The 17,747-nt window shown below is 58.1% G+C and carries 13 protein-coding genes and 3 pseudogenes; 5 read left to right on the top strand and 11 right to left on the bottom strand.

All coding sequences use genetic code 11. The features are described 5' to 3' along the window. The first annotated feature begins 51 nt into the window (after positions 1–51). Positions 52–291, top strand: a complete 240-nt coding sequence (locus K5K89_RS11355; protein ID WP_071489635.1) for a DNA-binding protein — start codon at positions 52–54, stop codon at positions 289–291. Between the two features lie 35 nt (positions 292–326). On the opposite strand, the gene K5K89_RS11350 is transcribed toward K5K89_RS11355, so the two are convergent. Both K5K89_RS11350 and K5K89_RS11345 read right to left on the bottom strand, forming a co-directional pair. Then, entirely contained in the window at positions 327–758 is a 432-nt protein-coding gene (locus tag K5K89_RS11350; protein ID WP_092249782.1) for a GNAT family N-acetyltransferase, read from the bottom strand. Beyond that, entirely contained in the window at positions 759–1,508 is a 750-nt protein-coding gene (locus tag K5K89_RS11345) for a carbon-nitrogen hydrolase family protein (protein WP_222541417.1), read from the bottom strand. Between the two features lie 609 nt (positions 1,509–2,117). Between K5K89_RS11345 and K5K89_RS11340 the strand changes: the two genes are divergently transcribed. Beyond that, positions 2,118–3,188 (top strand): 3-deoxy-7-phosphoheptulonate synthase, encoded by a 1,071-nt coding sequence (locus K5K89_RS11340; RefSeq protein ID WP_222541416.1) that lies wholly within the window; start codon positions 2,118–2,120, stop codon positions 3,186–3,188. Between the two features lie 137 nt (positions 3,189–3,325). On the opposite strand, the pseudogene K5K89_RS28945 reads toward K5K89_RS11340, so the two are convergent. Continuing rightward, a pseudogene (locus K5K89_RS28945) lies at positions 3,326–3,615 on the bottom strand (hypothetical protein); the annotation flags it as partial. Positions 3,616–3,811: 196 nt separating this feature from the next. Between K5K89_RS28945 and dkgB the strand changes: the two are divergent. Next, the gene (gene dkgB / locus K5K89_RS11330) at positions 3,812–4,627 is read left to right on the top strand and encodes a 2,5-didehydrogluconate reductase DkgB (protein WP_071489639.1); all 816 of its coding nucleotides are present in this window, start codon (positions 3,812–3,814) and stop codon (positions 4,625–4,627) included. Here the strand turns inward: dkgB and K5K89_RS11325 are convergent. From K5K89_RS11325 to K5K89_RS11290, 8 genes and pseudogenes are all read right to left on the bottom strand, one after another. Beyond that, positions 4,624–5,046: a chemotaxis protein CheY gene (locus K5K89_RS11325; protein ID WP_071489640.1), complete on the bottom strand. Its 423-nt coding sequence runs from the start codon at positions 5,044–5,046 to the stop codon at positions 4,624–4,626. The two genes, dkgB and K5K89_RS11325, sit on opposite strands and share 4 nt — an antisense overlap. A 134-nt stretch (positions 5,047–5,180) precedes the next feature. Further along, entirely contained in the window at positions 5,181–8,789 is a 3,609-nt protein-coding gene (locus K5K89_RS11320; RefSeq protein ID WP_222541415.1) for a transporter substrate-binding domain-containing protein, read from the bottom strand. A gap of 1 nt (position 8,790) precedes the next feature. Beyond that, positions 8,791–9,417 carry a response regulator transcription factor gene (locus tag K5K89_RS11315; RefSeq protein WP_071489642.1) on the bottom strand — a complete coding sequence of 209 codons (627 nt, stop codon included), beginning with the start codon at positions 9,415–9,417 and terminating at the stop codon, positions 8,791–8,793. A 301-nt stretch (positions 9,418–9,718) separates the two neighbouring features. After that, positions 9,719–10,435, bottom strand: coding sequence for an MgtC/SapB family protein (locus K5K89_RS11310; protein WP_033902087.1), 717 nt, complete (start codon positions 10,433–10,435; stop codon positions 9,719–9,721). A gap of 16 nt (positions 10,436–10,451) precedes the next feature. After that, positions 10,452–13,157 (bottom strand): magnesium-translocating P-type ATPase, encoded by a 2,706-nt coding sequence (gene mgtA, locus K5K89_RS11305; protein WP_092249740.1) that lies wholly within the window; start codon positions 13,155–13,157, stop codon positions 10,452–10,454. A gap of 446 nt (positions 13,158–13,603) precedes the next feature. Then, positions 13,604–13,948 carry an FKBP-type peptidyl-prolyl cis-trans isomerase gene (locus tag K5K89_RS11300; protein ID WP_071489645.1) on the bottom strand — a complete coding sequence of 115 codons (345 nt, stop codon included), beginning with the start codon at positions 13,946–13,948 and terminating at the stop codon, positions 13,604–13,606. A gap of 39 nt (positions 13,949–13,987) precedes the next feature. Next, a pseudogene (locus K5K89_RS11295) lies at positions 13,988–14,122 on the bottom strand (type II toxin-antitoxin system HicB family antitoxin); the annotation flags it as partial. Positions 14,123–14,133: 11 nt separating this feature from the next. Continuing rightward, positions 14,134–14,262: pseudogene (locus tag K5K89_RS11290) on the bottom strand (type II toxin-antitoxin system HicA family toxin); the annotation flags it as partial. Between the two features lie 524 nt (positions 14,263–14,786). Between K5K89_RS11290 and K5K89_RS11285 the strand changes: the two are divergent. Next, positions 14,787–16,736, top strand: coding sequence for a flavin monoamine oxidase family protein (locus K5K89_RS11285; RefSeq protein WP_222541414.1), 1,950 nt, complete (start codon positions 14,787–14,789; stop codon positions 16,734–16,736). 112 nt (positions 16,737–16,848) lie between these two features. Next, a complete protein-coding gene (locus K5K89_RS11280; RefSeq protein ID WP_222541413.1) occupies positions 16,849–17,736 on the top strand; it encodes a nitrilase family protein in 888 nt (295 codons plus the stop codon). The last annotated feature ends 11 nt before the right edge of the window (positions 17,737–17,747 follow it).

Raw genomic sequence — 17,747 nt, 5'->3', positions numbered from 1 at the left:
AGAGGTGACACACTCATCTTTTTGCTAAACAAACTTGAACGGTTTTGAACTATGCCCGGAATCCGTACTGCCGCACAAGCCAAGGCCTGGCTGGAACATCAAGGAAAGTCAGTTCAAGCGTTCGCGCGTGAACATGGCGTTGATCCGGCAACCACCTATCAAGTGCTCGCTGGGCGCAAAAAGGGACGACGTGGAGAGGCCCATAAGGTAGCGGTCCTCTTGGGCATGAAAGAAGGGATCATCCATTCTGAGGCTGATGCTCAAAAAAACGATCAGGAGGTCATTTCCTGAAGCCAGTATGCGCTTATTAGAATTGGGTGCGTGGTTTAGCTTGATGGACAGAGACGTTCCATGCGCCAGAAGCAGTTTTCTTCACCGACGATACTCAGCCCCATGCGCTGATAGAGCCTTCGGGCCGGATTGGTCTTGAACACGGTCAGACGCAGCAACCCCAGGGCCTGAGCCTTGAGCGCCATCTGCTCCAAGACCCAACTGCCCGCGCCCTGCCCACGACATGCCGCAAGCATATGCAGCTCACGGATATAGAGTGCGCGGCTGTCGCGGCTCAAACTGATAAAGCCCAACACGGTCTCGTCGTTGCAGATCAGCCAGTTTTCGCGGCCCGCCCAAGCCACATCGAAGCCGTCGTTGGACCACACCAGATCGTATTGCAGGTAATAGCGACTCATGGCCTCAAAGGTCAGGGTTCGGGCGAACGGCAAGTCCTGGTCCGTCGCAGCGCGCAGGTGAAACGCCATTTACAGCGCTACCACTTGGCCAGCCCACACGGCGCCATCACGACGGGCGATTACCAGCGCATCACCCAGGCCCGACGCAGCAGCCAGTAAACGGCCATCTGCGGCCCAAATGGCGCTGCGACCGGCACACACATAGCCACCCGATGGCCCGCCATGGTTGGCTACCAGCACCACCAGGCCATGCTCGGCCGCATACCCCTGGAGCAACGCGCTGTCCGCTGCGTAGCCGCCTTCGCTGATCAACACACCGGCGGCATAGACAGTGGCGCCCATCTGGGCCGCCTGGCGCGGGTGACTGGCGCGGGAGAAATCCGCGCACACCGCCAGCGCAATCCGCTCATCGCCGATGTCAAGCGCCGCTCCCCCCTGCCCTGGGGCAAACACCGCTTCTTCGCCTGGATGCAGATGCTGCTTGGTGTACACCGCAAGAGAACCGTCTGCCCCCAACACCAGCGCGCCGATCAGCACACCTGCCCCAGGTGCCAGGCGAATCGGCATGCCGACCACCGCCGTCAAGCCCAATTCCCGTGCCATTTCGCGCAGCGGTGCCAGCAGCGCGTCTTCGGGAGCAATCGCTAATTCGGCCGCGAGTGATGGTTCATAGCCGGTCAAAGACAGTTCCGGAAATACCAGCACGTGCACGCCATGTTCGGCCGCCGCGTGCATGAGGGCCAAGTGCCGTTCGATATTGGCCGGCACGTCGCCCGCGATGGAAACAGATTGAGCAGCAGCAAGGGTCAGGGCAGTCATGGTCGCGTCCAGGCAATCATCCAAGGTGTTGCAAGCATATCGCGGTCGATAGCGGTCAGTACCCCCGCGCAATAGAAATTACTGATTGAATCCACCTGCGTGCCTCTAGTAAGCTCCCCCCATCATTTGGAGACACACCATGTTGCAACTCACCCCCACTCAGGTTTGCCCTGTTGCCAGCGCCCCGCGCTCGGTATCGGCTACCCGTGTGAACGGTTCGAGCGCACTGGTCAGCTTTTATTTTGGGTATTGGTTTAGCCACTGGCGCGCCTGATACCTGAAATCGGCGCCCACTACTCAAGGGGTCGCCTACCAGAGAAATCCAAACCCCCCGGTCGGCTCCCCGACCGGGGGTTTTGTTTTTTCAGGCCCCAATATTTTTTGACGAACACTTAAAGGACACACGACATGAACTACGCCACCTATTACCGCTACGACACTTTCACTGCATGGCGATTTAGCCAGCTCCGCTCGGGACAGCCTGCCGCCTCCGATCGGTCACCTATGGGTGGCAAGCCAACACACACAGCCAATACGGCCCACTGTCGAACACCCCAGTAGGGCCAGGCGCGCGGGAACAGCCCGCCGCTTGCCCAGGAAGCCTTGAATATGAACTCTGCCACCGCCGCTCTGCCCGTTTCTGCCCTGACCAGCGCCAATGAAGCCCTGACCCAGCGCTTGCCCAGCGCGCTTGATTTAAAGCTCAAGCTGCCGCTCAGCCCGTTCCTCAATGAACAAGTCCACGCCCATCGCCACGCCGTGCGCGCCATCCTCAATGGCCAGGATTCACGTTTGCTGGTGATCGTCGGCCCGTGCTCGATCCACGACCCGGAGTCGGCCATGGAATACGCACGCAACCTGAGGAAACTCGCACTCGAAGTGAGCGACCAGATGCTGCTGGTGATCCGCGCCTACGTCGAGAAACCGCGCACCACCATCGGCTGGAAAGGCCTGGCCTACGACCCGCACCTGGACGGCAGCGACGACATGGCCGCGGGTCTCAGCCTGTCCCGCGAACTGATGCGCGAAATGCTGCGCCTGGGCCTGCCGGTCGCCACTGAGCTGCTGCAACCGATGGCCGCCGGCTACTTCGATGACCTGCTCAGTTGGGTCGCGATTGGCGCACGCACCACCGAATCGCAGATCCACCGCGAAATGGCCAGCGGCCTGGGCATGCCCGTGGGCTTCAAGAACGGCACCGACGGCGGCGTGGCGATTGCCTGCGACGCGATGCGCTCGGCGTCCCACCCGCACCGTCACTTCGGCGTCGACAGCCAGGGGCACCCGGCGATCATCCAGACCCCGGGCAACCCCGACACCCACCTGGTGCTGCGCGGCGGCCACCGTGGGCCGAACTACGATGCGCAAAGCGTGGCGCAGGTGAAACACGACCTGGCCAAGTCCAAGGTGGCGGCGCGGATCATGGTCGATTGCAGCCATGCCAACAGCGGCAAAGACCCGCTGCGTCAACCGGCGGTGTTCAACGACGTGCTGGAGCAGCGCTTGCAGGGCGACACGTCGCTGATCGGCATGATGCTCGAAAGCCACCTGTTCGAAGGCTGCCAGCCGTTGAGCGCATCGATGAAGTACGGCGTGTCGGTGACCGATGGCTGCCTGGGCTGGGATGCCACCGAGCAGTTGTTGCGTAGCGCTGCCGAGCGTCTTCGCGCACAAGGCTGAACGACCAAGGCGCTGCCACATCGTGCACGGCGCCTCATCAAATTGCTCGAGTTTCGCAAACACCAGGCGTCAGTGCCGCTGTGAACGACTGCGGCTCGGGATGGGCGTGAACAATCAAAAACCTTCACGTGAGTTCCTCAAACAGCGCAGGCATGTTTCATGCTCTATCAGGGTCACGCCATTGCCTTGGAAACACGTTGCGCAGGTCCGTCTGCAATTAATCCAGGTTGCGGAGCTGGTTCACGGTGCAGCCGAACGCCCGGGCGAACAGCGCAAAGTCCGGGTTACATGGCAGCACCACCAGCGGGCAGTCCAACTCCTCCGTCAACTCGGCCGGGTAGTCCAGCACTAACAGGGCGGCATCGGCTTCGGTGCGCAGGGCGGCGTCGAGCATGGCATCGAGGGCCTCACGGTTGCCCCAGATGGCCTTGGGTCATGCGGAGGTTTCCTTGGATTGAGTCGCCAGCATGACTCTACATCGTCGCGAAAGCCCGGCGACACCCATCCAGCCCCCCGTAAATTCGTGATCTGCGGTAAAGAGTCCTTTTCGGGTTCGACGGTTTTTCCGAAGGAGCAACAGGCGGATACTCGACTCCATTGTTCCCCCCCTTCAGGAGTTACTGATGTCCACCACGCAAAACGTTCCGGCCTTTGGCCTAGGCACCTTCCGTCTGCAAGGTCAGGTGGTGATCGATTCCGTCAGCACCGGCCTCGAGCTGGGCTACCGCGTCATCGATACGGCGCAAATCTACGAGAACGAAACCGACGTCGGCCAGGCCATTGCCGACAGCGGCATCCCGCGCGATGAGCTGTTCATCACCAGCAAGATCTGGATCGCCAACTTCGCCGACGGCCAGTTGATTCCAAGCCTGAAAGAAAGCCTGCGCAAACTGAAAACCGACTTCCTGGACCTTACCCTGATCCACTGGCCCTCGCCGGAAGACCAGGTGCCTGTCGCCGAGTTCATGGGCCAGTTGCTGGAAGCCAAGCGCCTGGGCCTGACCCGACAGATCGGCATCTCCAACTTCACCATCGACCTGATGAAGCAAGCGATTGCGGCGGTGGGTGCGCAGAATATCGCCACCAACCAGATCGAGCTGCACCCCTACCTGCAAAACCGCAAGGTCGTGGACTTCGCCACCGCCAACGGTATCCAGATCACGTCCTACATGACCCTGGCCTACGGCGAAGTGCTCAAGGACCCGGTGATCCGGCAAATCGCCGAACGCCATCAGGCGACCCCGGCGCAAGTGACGCTGGCCTGGGCCATGCAACTGGGTTACGCCGTCATCCCGTCGTCGACCAAACGCGTCAACCTGGAAAGCAACCTCAAGGCCCTGCAACTGACCTTGAGCCCTGCCGACATGGTACAGATTGCCGAGCTGGAACGCGGTCATCGCCTGACCAGCCCCAAGGGTATCGCCCCGCAGTGGGACTAAACTCCGGCCACAGGCGTGCGGGATAATTCCCGCAGCCATGGCAGCACGCGCAGGCCTGTGGCGGCCACGGGCGGGTCGATGATGTCCATGAAGTGTTCGAGGTTGACGTTGTCCGGCACGCCGGGCAGGCGTACCAGCACCGCCGGCGTTGCGTCGGCAGACAGGCCCAGATCCAGGTGATCATAGACCAGCACATGATGCACCTGGGGTTGAGGACCGCAGGTGTGGATCGCCAGCCCCGCGTTGATGATCAGGACATCGAACGGCTGCGCCGGGATGGCGGTGAGCAGTTGGACCTCTTCGAAGGTCTGCACCGGAACGATCCGGTGATAACCCAACTGGTTGAGCATTTTTTCGATATACAGGCGTTGCAGGTGTTGCTCATCGGCAATCAGGATGGTCAGTGCTTTGTTTGGCATGGCGAACCCCTGGGCAGGCAGTGCTCGTCAGTGAGCGAGGCCCATTTTCCAGACATATGCCGACGACAAAATCAGGCTTGTTCCCGTTCCATGTAGGAGTTCTCCCAAACCTGCCGAGCGGCTGTCCGCTTCGGTCAAGCCTGCTTGCAGTACTGACTCAGGCCATGATGCAAACCGTCGATAGCCACGCTCAATGCCGCCACCGCCACCGCATCGCCGTCGCGCCTTTCGCACGCGTCCTCCAAAGCCTCGCAACAGGCGATCAGCGCCTGGGCCTTGACCATGCGCGCACCGCCTTTGACACGATGAGCCAGGTCATACAACTTGGCGAAATCGGCCCGGTCCTGCAGGGTCGACAGCATTCGGAGGTCCTCTGCAAGGCTAGTGAGCAAGGGTGCCAGCAAGTCGTTGAGCACAGCCGTGTCGCCACCTGTCAGCATCGCCAGCGAGCCCAAATCAAATTGCGCTTGGGCTTCATCCGTTGCAGCGCTGGCCGTGCGCGATGCCAAGGCCGCACGTAGATCGTCAAGCCCCGTCGGCTTGAACAGGCAACCGTCCATGCCGGCCTGTCGGCAGCGCTCGACTTCCTCAGGCTGGGCGTTGGCGGTAAATCCCAGTACCAGGCAAGGTACCAGGCCACGTTGCCGTTCCTGGGCACGAATATTACGCGCCAACGTGTAGCCGTCCATGACGGGCATATTGCTGTCAGTGATCACCCCGTCAAAATGCCCGCCTTGCCAAAGTGCAAAGCCTTCGGCGCCATCCTCGGCCGTAACGATGTGATGCCCCAGGAAGGTCAACTGTCGAGCCAGCAGCAAGCGGTTGGCCGGATAGTCATCGACCACCAGAAGTTTCAATGCCTGCGTGGCAGGAGCACAGGGGACAGATGAGCAAACCGGTGCTGCCGTGGTCAACACCAGTGCCAGTGTCACATCCACCCGCGTCCCCTTTCCCAGCACGCTGCTCAGGTGCAGCTGGCCGCCCATCATCTCGCACAGGTTACGGCTGATCACCAACCCCAGGCCCGAACCGCTACGTGCCGATTGCTCGTTATTGCTGCCCTGGATGAAGGGGTTGAACAAACGCAGCTGATCTTCGGCACTGATGCCGATCCCCGTATCTTCCACGCAAAGCCGCAGATTCAAATGCTCCCCGGCCAACACCGATGCGGCTTGGGCACCCAAGCGTATGTGACCGGAAGAGGTGAATTTGATGGCATTGCCTAACAGGTTCGACACCACTTGCTTGAAACGCAACGGATCGACCAGTACCGGCCGGTCGATCATCGGGTCCAGCTCGACATGCAACAACAGGCCCTTGTCCCGCGCCAGCCCTTCGAACACCCGCGCCACAGAGGCCAACAGCTCGTGCAGGTTGGCCGGCTCCAGGGTCAGGGACAGGTGGCCGGTTTCTATTCGCGCAATGTCCAGGATATCGCCGATCAGCTCCAGCAAGCTGTGCGAAGCCACCGACGCCACTTCCAGCGCATCTCGGTCCACATACCCCTGCTCAGCGTTTTGCTGGGCGAGTTCAATCATGCCGATCACCGCGTTCATCGGCGTTCGGATCTCATGACTCATCGTCGCCAGGAACGTGGTCTTGGCACGGTTGGCGGCGTCCGCGTCTTCCTTGGCTTCCCGAAGTTCGCCCAACAGGCGTTGACGTTCGCTCACATCCACCCAACCGGCAATCATGCCCACCACGTTACCGTTGCTATCACGGTACGGCAGCATCCACTGGTAAATCGTCAGCACACCGCCACCGGGCACCTTCAGCACCCGGTCGTGAATCTGCGGCTCACCACGCGCCATCAAGTCCAGGTAGTCGGCATGGAACGACTGGGCCTGGGGCGGGTTGCCCGTATCGGTCTCCACAACGGTCTTGCCGATCACGTCCTCCAGCTTGAAGCCGAACACGTCAAGGTACGCGTTGTTGCACGCCATCAAGCGCCCCTGGCGGTCGCGCACGTAAATCGGGTGAGGCGTGCCGTCGATCAGCACGCTCATAAACCGCATCTGGTCGCTCAAGGCGCGTTCGGCCTGGGCACGCTTGCGAATCAGGTTACGCAGGTAGAACACCCAACCCAGGGTGATCAGCAACAACAATGCGGCCAGGCCAAACCCTTGGATGATTACATTGCGATGACTGACCCAGTAGCTGTCTTCAATGATGATTTCACTGCGCCAATGATTAGTCAGTCCGTCCATTTCTTCAGGCGAAATGCTCAACAGCGCTTTCTCGAGGATCGAATACAATTCCAACTGGCTGCGGTTGACGCCGAAGGCAATCCGCGCCGGTTCCGTACCGACCGTGCTGGTGATACGCAGACGATCGCGATAGCTGCGCGTGATCATGTAGCGTGCGCTGATCAACGAAATGACTGTCGCGTCGGCATTGCCCTTGGCCACCCATTCCATAGCCTGCTCAGGGTTTTCGACGTCGACAAACACGATCCCCGGATAGTCCTGCGCGATTTGCGCAGCGAGGCTGTTGCCACCGATGACCGCCAGGCGTTTCCCCGGCATGTCCTCCAGGGTCAGCAGACGTTGGTCGTCGGCGCGCGCCACAAGCACATAGGGATTGGACAGGTAAGGCCGGGTAAAGCGAACCTTTTCGGAACGCTCGATACTGGGCGTGATCACCGCCAGCATGTCCATTTGGCCGGCGCTGACCTCGTCGACTTGCCGAGGCAGCGAACTGCCCTGCACCACCTCGAACTTCAAGCCCGTGCGCAAGCTGATACGCGACAAGACCTCATCACTCAACCCCGCGAACTGCCCTTGCTCATTGAAAAATGACAGCGGCACGAACTTATCCAGTACTGCCACTCTCACCCGGGGATGCTTCTCCAGCCAACGCTGCTCGCTGTCACTCAAGCGCAATCGGTCAGCCTCCAGGAACCCACTGCCGCCGGCACTCCAGCGACGCAGGATTTCCATCTGCTGGCTGGCCGGGATAACTGCCAGCGCGGCATTGATGATCGTCAACAGACGCTGGTTGTCGGCAGTAAACGCGAACCCGAACGGGTTGACCTCCAGCGCGGAGAAGTCTGCCATGCGCACGTTATTAAGGTGGTTCTTGTTGATCAGATAGCGGGCGCTGATGGCATCGCCCAGGTAGACATCCGCCTGCCCGAAAGCCACGGCACCGATGGCCTGATGAGTCGAACCGTACAACAACAGTTGCGCCTGGGGGTAAAAGGCCTGGACAGCTTCGGGTTGCATATAGTGGTAGAGCATCGCCACGCGCTTGCCGGCCAGGTCGGCGCTCAAGGAATGGCTTTCACCCGTGCGGGTCACCAGCACCGGTTGATCATTGGCGTAGGAACGCGACAGTACCAACGCCTTGTCGGCCGCCTCATAACCATTGGCCGACCCCACCAGATCCACCTCGCCCAGCTTGAGCGCCTCGATCACTTCATCACGGGTGTCGTAGCGCCGAACCTCGATAGGTACATTCAAGATCAGGCTGATCAGCCACGTGTAGTCAGCCGTGATGCCTTCAAAATCGTTGTCGTTGCTCAGGTCGAACGGTGCGTAGTCGGGTGCCGACACGCCCATCACCAACGTGCGGCGCTCGCGCAACCACTGCCAGTCGCTGTCATCCAGCGCTACTGTTGGGTGCTCCAGGGTGGAATGGCCGAGCAGTCGAAGGGCATGCGGTTCGTCCAGGGCCATCGCTGCACAGGGCAACAGCCCCATCAGCAGGATGGCCGTGAATGTCACCAGCCGGGAGATGGTCATTTCAGATCAGATGATTGCGCTGGGCAAACTTGGACAGGTGCACCACCGAGGACATGCGCAGCTTCTCTTTGAGGCGAGTCTTGTAGGTGCTGATGGTCTTGTGGCTCAACAGCATATCCTCGGCGATTGACTTGTTGTCCAGGCCCAGCGCCAGTTTTTGCAGTACCGTCAATTCGCGGTCGGACAGCGCCTCCACCAACTCCTGTTCGGTGGTCTGCAAATCGTCGCGGCGCACGGAACTGGTGGCCGTGCTCGGGAAGCAACTGTAACCGGCCCTGATGGCCCTGATCGCCTTTTGCAACTCGTCCAGTTCACCGGTCTTGGCAACAAAGCCCATGGCCCCGGCGCGCATGCAGCGAGTTGAGAAAAATACCGCCAGGTAGGACGTGAGCACCAGGATCTTGCAGGGCAGTCCCAGCGCCTTTATCCGGCTGATCACCTCCAGCCCGCCAAGCTTTGGCATTGCCAGATCGAGGATAACCAGATCCGGGCGCTCCTCCCGAGCAATCTGCATGGCGTCGGCGCCGTTGCCCGCTTCAAAGATGGTATCGAAGCCCTCCTGCTTCAACAGGTACTTCACGGTGGCGCGGATAAAAGGGTGATCGTCCACAATTAAAGCTTTGCTCATAAGACTCCCCGAGGGATCAGTACGCTTACATATCACACGGGACCTATCTACCTGTGAAAAGTAACAGTTCCGACAAACGGTACTGATTACTCTGCATGACACTTCAGGCAGTACAGACCCCTCCTTTTGATAGAACACGCTAAATACGTAGAGCTGCGCCCTGCCTCCTGGGAAGACGCAAGCGCGCAACCTTAACAACGGCGTGTCCGCTCAAATGAAGGGATAGTCTCCAATACTTGTAGGACTTTTCCTTGTCATAGCATAGCCAGCTTTGCGCGGGGCAAGGCCCGACAGGCGGGGACTACTCGGTGGTACTGGGGCTCCAGAACGCTTGCACCACCAGGGTCGACATCGAAATTCGCGCCACCAGGGCGTCCAGCTCATCACCGTCTACCGAGGTCACGGCCAGGGTGGCTTCGATTTCCACTTCTTCCGTGCCAAAAGGCCGCACGTCCACATCGCTGGCTGGGTAGTTACAGCGCGCCAGCTCGGCCTCCAGCAAAGCCAGAACGGCCTTTTGCTGGGTACGCCGGGCAATCACGTACAAGATGTTGGTGACTTCCGCCGACACCACGTCCAGTGGCTGACGGTTGATGTTATTGACGATGGGACGCAGCAAGGTGTTGGCCGCCAGCACAAACAGCGTGCCCAGCAGCGCTTCGAGGACCAGGTCGGCGCCCGCGCAAGCGCCCACCGCCGCCGACGCCCAGAGGGTGGCCGCCGTGTTGAGCCCGCGCACATTGCCTTCTTCGCGCATGATCACGCCGGCACCTAGAAAGCCGATACCCGACACCACATAGGCCACCACCCGCACCGCGCCTTCCGCGCCGCCGAGCCGGCTGGCCATGTCGACAAAAATCGCCGCGCCCACCGCCACCAGCACGTTGGTGCGCAGGCCCGCCGTGCGCTGGCGGTACTGACGCTCAAAACCGATCAGGCCACCCAGGATGAAGGCTGCGGTGAGGCTGACCAGGGTGTCGACCAGGGATTCGAGGTTGATGTTGTTGATTGCTTGCATAGGAAATCTTCCCTGTTCATTGCCAGCCAAACTTACGGATGTAGTACCCCTTCACCGCCTGGGTCAGGGCCATGTATGCCAGCAGGATCACCGGCAGGAACACGAAGTACAGCGACGGCAGCGCCTGCAATTTGAAGTAGTGCGCCAGTGGCCCCATCGGCAGGAAAATCCCCACCGCCATGATCACGCCAGTCATCGCCATCAACGGCATCGCCGCACGGCTTTGCAGGAACGGAATCTTCGGGGTGCGAATCATGTGCACGATCAGCGTCTGGGTCAGCAACCCCACCACGAACCAGCCGGACTGGAACAGGGTCTGGTGGTCGGGGGTATTGGCGTCAAAGACGTACCACATGAGTGCGAACGTGGTGATGTCAAAAATTGAACTGATCGGCCCGAAAAACAGCATGAAACGGCCGACATCTCCTGGCTGCCAGCGCTGGGGTTTACTCAGCATCTCGTCGTCGACGTTATCGAACGGGATCGCAATCTGCGAAATGTCATACAGCAGGTTTTGCACCAGCAGATGCATTGGCAGCATCGGCAGGAACGGAATGAACGCACTGGCCACCAGCACCGAAAACACATTGCCGAAGTTGGAGCTGGCGGTCATCTTGATGTACTTGAGCATGTTGGCGAAGGTGCGCCGGCCTTCCAGCACGCCCTCCTCCAGGATCATCAGGCTCTTTTCCAACAGGATGATGTCGGCCGCTTCCTTGGCGATGTCCACCGCACTGTCCACCGAAATACCGATGTCGGCAGTACGCAGCGCCGGCGCATCATTGATGCCATCCCCCATGAAGCCCACCACATGCCCATTGGCCTTGAGCAGGCGCACGATGCGCTCCTTATGGGAGGGCGTCAGCTTGGCGAACACGTTGGTGGTTTCCACGGCCTTGGCCAATTCGGCGTCGGTCATGTCCTCGATGTCGTTGCCCATCAGCAGGCCCTGTTGCTCCAGGCCCACTTCGCGGCAGATCTTGGCGGTGACCAGTTCGTTGTCACCGGTCAGCACTTTCACGGCGACGCCGTGGGCTTTCAGCGCCTTGAGCGCGGGCGCGGTGCTTTCCTTCGGTGGGTCGAGGAAGGCAACGTAGCCGATCAGCGTGAGGTTTTTCTCATCCGCCAGGCTGTAGGTATCACGTCCCGGTGCCATCGGCTGTGCGGCCACGGCGACCACGCGCAGGCCTTCTTCGTTGAACGCTGCCGTCACCTGACGAATGCGCGCCAGCAACTCTTCAGTCAGCGCCTCATTGGTCTCACCATGGCGCACGTTGTTGCACACCGAGAGGATTTCCTCCACGGCGCCCTTGCAGATCAGCAGGTGCGGTTGACCCTGTTCGGCGACCACCACCGACATGCGGCGGCGGTTGAAGTCGAACGGGATCTCATCAATTTTCTGGAACGCGGTGCCGACCTTCAACTCGCGATGCACCTCCACGTGCTCCAGCACCGCTACATCCAACAGGTTTTTCAGGCCGGTCTGGTAGTAGCTGTTGAGGTAGGCCATTTCCAGCACGTCATCGGACTCTTCGCCCCACACGTCCACATGGCGCGCCAGGAAGATCTTGTCCTGGGTCAGGGTGCCGGTCTTGTCGGTGCACAGCACGTCCATGGCGCCGAAGTTCTGGATCGCGTCCAGGCGCTTGACGATGACTTTCTTGCGCGACAGGAACACCGCGCCTTTGGCCAGGGTGGAGGTCACGATCATCGGCAGCATTTCCGGGGTCAGGCCCACGGCAATCGACAGCGCAAACAACAGCGCTTCGGTCCAGTCACCCTTGGTGAAGCCGTTGATGAACAGCACCAGCGGCGCCATCACGAACATGAAGCGGATCAGCAACCAGCTGACCTTGTTGACGCCGTGCTGGAACGAGGTGGTTGCACGGTCGGTGGCGGTTACACGTTGGGCCAGCGCCCCGAAATAGGTGCTGTTGCCGGTGGTCAGGATCACTGCCGTCGCCGCGCCGGACACCACGTTGGTGCCCATGAACAGGATGTTCTCCAGGTCCAGCGGGTTGCGGGTCTTGGCGTCCTGCTGCTGGGCGAACTTTTCCACCGGCATCGATTCGCCGGTCATCGCCGCCTGGCTGACGAACAGGTCCTTGGCACTGAGCACGCGGCAATCGGCAGGGATCATGTCACCGGCGGAGAGCACGATCAGGTCGCCCGGCACCAATTGCTTGATCGGCAGTTCGATGCGCTTGGCTTCATCGCGGCGCAGCACGGTGGCGGTGTTGCTCACCATCGCCTTGAGGGCATCGGCAGCCTTGTTGGACTTGGCCTCCTGCCAGAAACGCAGCAGCGTCGACAGCACCACCATGGAGAAAATCACCGTGGCGGCCTTCATGTCTTCGGTCAGCCACGAGATCACCGCCAGCAACGTCAGCAGCAGGTTGAACGGGTTCTTGTAGCAGTGCCACAGGTGCACCCACCAAGGCAGCGGCTGCTCATGCTCGACTTCGTTGAGGCCGTATTGCACGCGCAGGGCGTCGGCTTCCTGGGTATTCAACCCCTCGGCGTGACTGCCCAGGGTACCGAGCAATTGCACGGCACTGCTGTTGGCCGAGACCACCAGGGTTTGCGCCAGGGTCGGCGGCACTTCGCGGCTGACGCTGGCGTCGGTCACGGTTTCGAGCATCGCCAGGCGGCGGAAATGCCGGGCGATGTGCCGGGTCCGCAGGAAGCCGGCAAAGAACTCTTTGAGCAGAGTGAGGTTCATGGTGTTACTCCTGCGCGAGGAAAAAACCGTCGTGCAGGTACTGCCTTGTGCGCCGCGCCCTGTTTACAGGCACAGCCACTTTGGCCCGCCTGCCGCAAAGGACAGGCGCGTCCGTAGCATCCCGAGGTGAACCGGGTGCTGGTCAGCGTCGATGAGAGGGATTCGGGCAGGTGCCAGGACTGGCCGCTGCCGGGATGCCGCTTCTCGCTTTTAGTGGCGAGACAACGGCATCGGAAAAATGCGCGTTACCTTGCCAAGCCTGTGCCGGTTACTGAAACCGGCCGACTACTGTCACTCGAACAAGTACCCACTGAGGGTCTCCGCTATTGATGAAAACGCGCGAAGCTTACGCCCCGATGATGGGAGAGTAAACCGTAGGAAAGTTTCCGTATGGTGAATAAGAAGATTCTTCAGGGAGGGTTCAGGAAGTGTTTATCCAGGAGGTCTCAATCATCCCGCGTCAGTACTTCCAGCAACTCAATCTCAAAACGCAGGTTGCTGTTGGGCTTGATATGCTTGCCCATCGATCGCTCGCCATAGGCCAGATGCGCCGGAACGAACAAGGTCCGTACACCGCCGACCTGCATGCCCATCAAGCCCTGGTCCCAGCCCTTGATCACACGCCCGGTGCCGATCACACACTGGAACGGCTTGCCGCGTTCCCAGGACGAATCGAACACCGTGCCATCTTCCAGGGTGCCGGTGTATTGGGTGGTGATCAGCGCGCCCTTGACCACGGCTTTGCCGGTGCCGGGTCGCAGGTCGGTGATTTGGAGTTCTTCGGGGCTCATGGGGAATCCGTTGGATAGATAGTGTTTGCTTGAGTTGGTTTACGCTGAAAGCTCGCGCAATGCGGCAGTCGCCAAGAACCCTGACCGCGATGCATAGCGATGGTGCTTCTGCACACGCTCATCAATGCGTTGCAACAGGTGTTCCGGCAAAGAGGCATTAAACCGCACTGACTTGAAAATACTGCAATCTCCGACTTGGGATGAGGGACGGTTACTCTCCCCCGCTTCATAGGGTGTTTGAACTGGTGATGACTCCCCTTCACCGCCACCCAACCATCTGCAACCAACAGGTCAATCACCTCTCGACTTCTCATTGCCCACCTTTAGGTGTGCATATTACACACCGCTAAATGGCAATGCGTTTTTTGTACACACATGACACACCAATGAAAAAAGCCCGCTACCCCTCAAGCAAGCTTGCGTGCCGTGATGATGACGATGTGCGAAACCTTTGCGCCAGAGAACTAATGTCAGTTTTTGTGCCTTGATCTTATGGCGCCATACGGAATATTGGAGAGATGACACACCTCAAGTCAGTGACATTTCCCTTTATCTCGCAGAACGTTTCCGAAAGAATCCCAACCGCGTGCGCCGCTCAAATCACGTGGCTAGTCTTCGTCGGTCACTGCCCATTCTCGTTCACTGGAGTGCATGCAGCCTCGCTCGTAATACACTGTCGTTAAGGGTGAAGCATGCTCTCCCACTCTAAATCTTTTGCACCGCCCCTACAAAAAAATACGAACTTCCCTCATCAAAACCCAACTGCAGCCTATTTCTGGCCAGCAGCGCTCACATCCATCCTTTCAGAGTCCGTTAACTCTGAACAGGAAATATCAGAATGACCATCGGTTCCACCTTTAATTACCCCGCAGATACAGCCCAACACGCTCATCGAAAAAAGCGCTCCAGCAAGAGCAAATGGGCGGCCAGCTTTCCAAACCCACCAGACTTATGTTTTGACTACCGCACCTTGGTGGAACAATTCAATGGCATTGCCCAAGCCACTGAGCCACATCATAAAATTTGCATCATTGGCGCTGGCATTACTGGACTGACAACTGCACGTGAACTTTACCGATGTGGCTTCACAAACATAACGTTAATTGAAAAGTCACAACGTATAGGCGGCAGGCACCTTACGGCCCTTGGAAATAACAATACCGATACCGTTGGAAGACCACCTTTCGAAATGGGCGCAATGAGAATGCCGTTCTTCAATAAATCAAACGAACTGCCTAAAGATGGGCGTTCACTCATGGCCTATTACGCCAACGAGTTCGAATTGCGCCATACAGACTTTCCCAACCCAGGCAGCCCTGCAGTCCGGTCCACGGGTATATTTCTACGTGAAGGGAGCATAGATGACAGCACCGAACCCACAATGCTTATCTGGAAAAACACTGATGGCAAAACACCGCCTCCCGGTCAAACACTGGGTAGTGTTTTCGCAAAATGGAAAACCTTCGCCGAGCGAATGACGCTGATTGTCTCCGAGCATTACGGTTGTGAAGGCTGGGAGCACATGTGGAATTCAATCGTCAAAAAATATGAAAGTGTTTCCTTCCGCGAATTGGTAAAAATGCCAAGCCTTGATGGCTGGCACCACAGCGACCCTGGAAACTTTGGTGGCTTGGGTATGACCGCACAGGAATCCGCTGTTTTCTACGCCATCGGCATTGGTGACGGCAGTTGGGGGGCATTCTATGACGTATGCTCGCTTTACCCACTTCGCACGGCGATATTTGGATTCAGCAGTCATCTGCAATTAATTCACGGGCGCGTAAACGTGGACGGTAAACCGATAGCATCGCCTTACTTGAATCATCCAGAGACCTTGGATTCAAGAGGCCTTGCATTCAACAAACCCACCTACATCGGCCTTGGTTCACTGGCCGAATCACTCCTTTTCATCAAATCCCAAGAAACACATGAGTCTCTATACGAGCACCTCATAAAAAGTCATTCAGGTTTCATGACCAGCAGTGCAGTGACAAAGCTCAAGAAACTAAATAACGGAAAAATACGGGTCTATTTCGACTGGAACATCACACAAAAAGAACAGGCAAAGAAAGAGTTCATCGATTACGACTCTGTGGTAATGACACTGCCTTCGTGGCTGATCGAAACACACATATCAATTGAAAACTTCAGCCAGGAAATGCTTCCATTTGAAGTCATAGAAGCCTATAAGTCAGCCCACTGGGAAACCAGCTGCAAGGTGTACGCACCTCTCAAAAAGTCGTTTCTCTCTCAAAATAAAAAAATCCCTCAAGCCATCGTCACAGATAGCTTGATTCATGACGTATACACTTACCGCTACAACGCTACCAATACCTACGATTGCATCCTTCTCAGCTACACATGGGAAGACGACGCTACCAAGCTATCGATATTTACTGACAAAGAACTGGTTGACCGGTGCATCGAAGACCTCGACAGAATTCTTTTGAAATCTGCCAATATAAAGGAAAAAATATCACCGTATATCGGACGCGATAACGCGGTGGTTCAACGGTGGATGAATGATAAAAACTCCCTTGGCTGTGCAAAACTTTATCGTGCAGGTACTTATTACGACGCCATGAAGCTACTGAAATACAATCGAGATTTTTCTCACACCTCAGGTTTGTATCTCTGCGGTGAATCTTTCTCCGTAGATGCGGGCTGGACGGAACCTTGCTTCAGGGGAGCAATTGATACCGTGATAAACATTTGCAGTAAAACCCAAGCCGATTTCAATGGTGACTTTACGATGCATGACTACCCACTCTACAAAGCTGAACCGTAAAAGAAAGAGACTACAACGCAACGGGAATCACCTGACTTTTAATTAAACATTTGTTCGCCTCTTATAAACGCCCAACCGACTCCCGGTTGCATAACAATAAGAGGTCACCGCCATGAGCGAACCAGCAAGCCCCGCCCGCGTAGCCGTCATCCAACTGGACCCTCAGGTTGGCATGAACAACCGAACCAACAACCTGCGTCAAAGTCTTGCACTGGCGACCGAGGCGGCAAACGGTGGAGCGAATCTGATCGTACTGCCCGAACTTACCAATTGCGGGTATTTCTTCAGCAGCCGCCAGGACGCCTTTGATCATGCAGAGCTGATACCAGGCGGCGAAAGTGTGCGGGCGTGGGCAGATTTTGCCTGCAAGCACCAGGTGTACCTGGTGGCGGGCCTGTGCGAAATAGACGGTATGCAGTTATTCAATACGGCTGTGCTGCTGGGTCCCGATGGGTTCATCGGCAAATACCGCAAGGCACATCTATGGAACCTGGAAAAGCTCTGGTTCACGCCTGGTGATAGCGGATTTCCAGTATTTGAAACGCCGATAGGCCGCATTGGCTTGCTGATTTGCTGGGATATCTGGTTCCCGGAGGTGCCACGTATTCTCAGCCAGCAGGGCGCCGATATCATTTGCAGCCTGAACAACTGGGTGTGGACGCCTCCGCCCCTGTTCGATGAGGCAGGCAAATGCATGGCGTCGTACCTGACGATGACCGCCGCCCACGTCAATAACGTGTTTATCGCTGCCGCCAGCCGCATTGGCGAAGAGCGGGAAGCGCGCTACCTCGGATGCTCGTTGATTGCCGGAACCAACGGCTGGCCTATAGGCCCGGTAGCTTCAGCCAATCGCCAGGAAATCCTGTTCGCCGACATTGATATCACCAGCGCCCGCAGTGCTCCGATCTGGAACAGCCTTAATGACCTGCAGCGTGATCGACGCAATGATCTCTACGATCAAATGCTTGGCTACTCCCGCCACTCTGCCCTTCCACGCTGATCGGAGGGCTC

Origin of the sequence: Pseudomonas sp. DR208 (genome assembly GCF_019823005.1) — a bacterium.
Lineage (GTDB): Bacteria > Pseudomonadota > Gammaproteobacteria > Pseudomonadales > Pseudomonadaceae > Aquipseudomonas > Aquipseudomonas extremorientalis.
The sequence above is the reverse complement of the archived record's forward strand: the minus strand, read 5'-3'. Positions and strand labels throughout refer to the sequence as shown.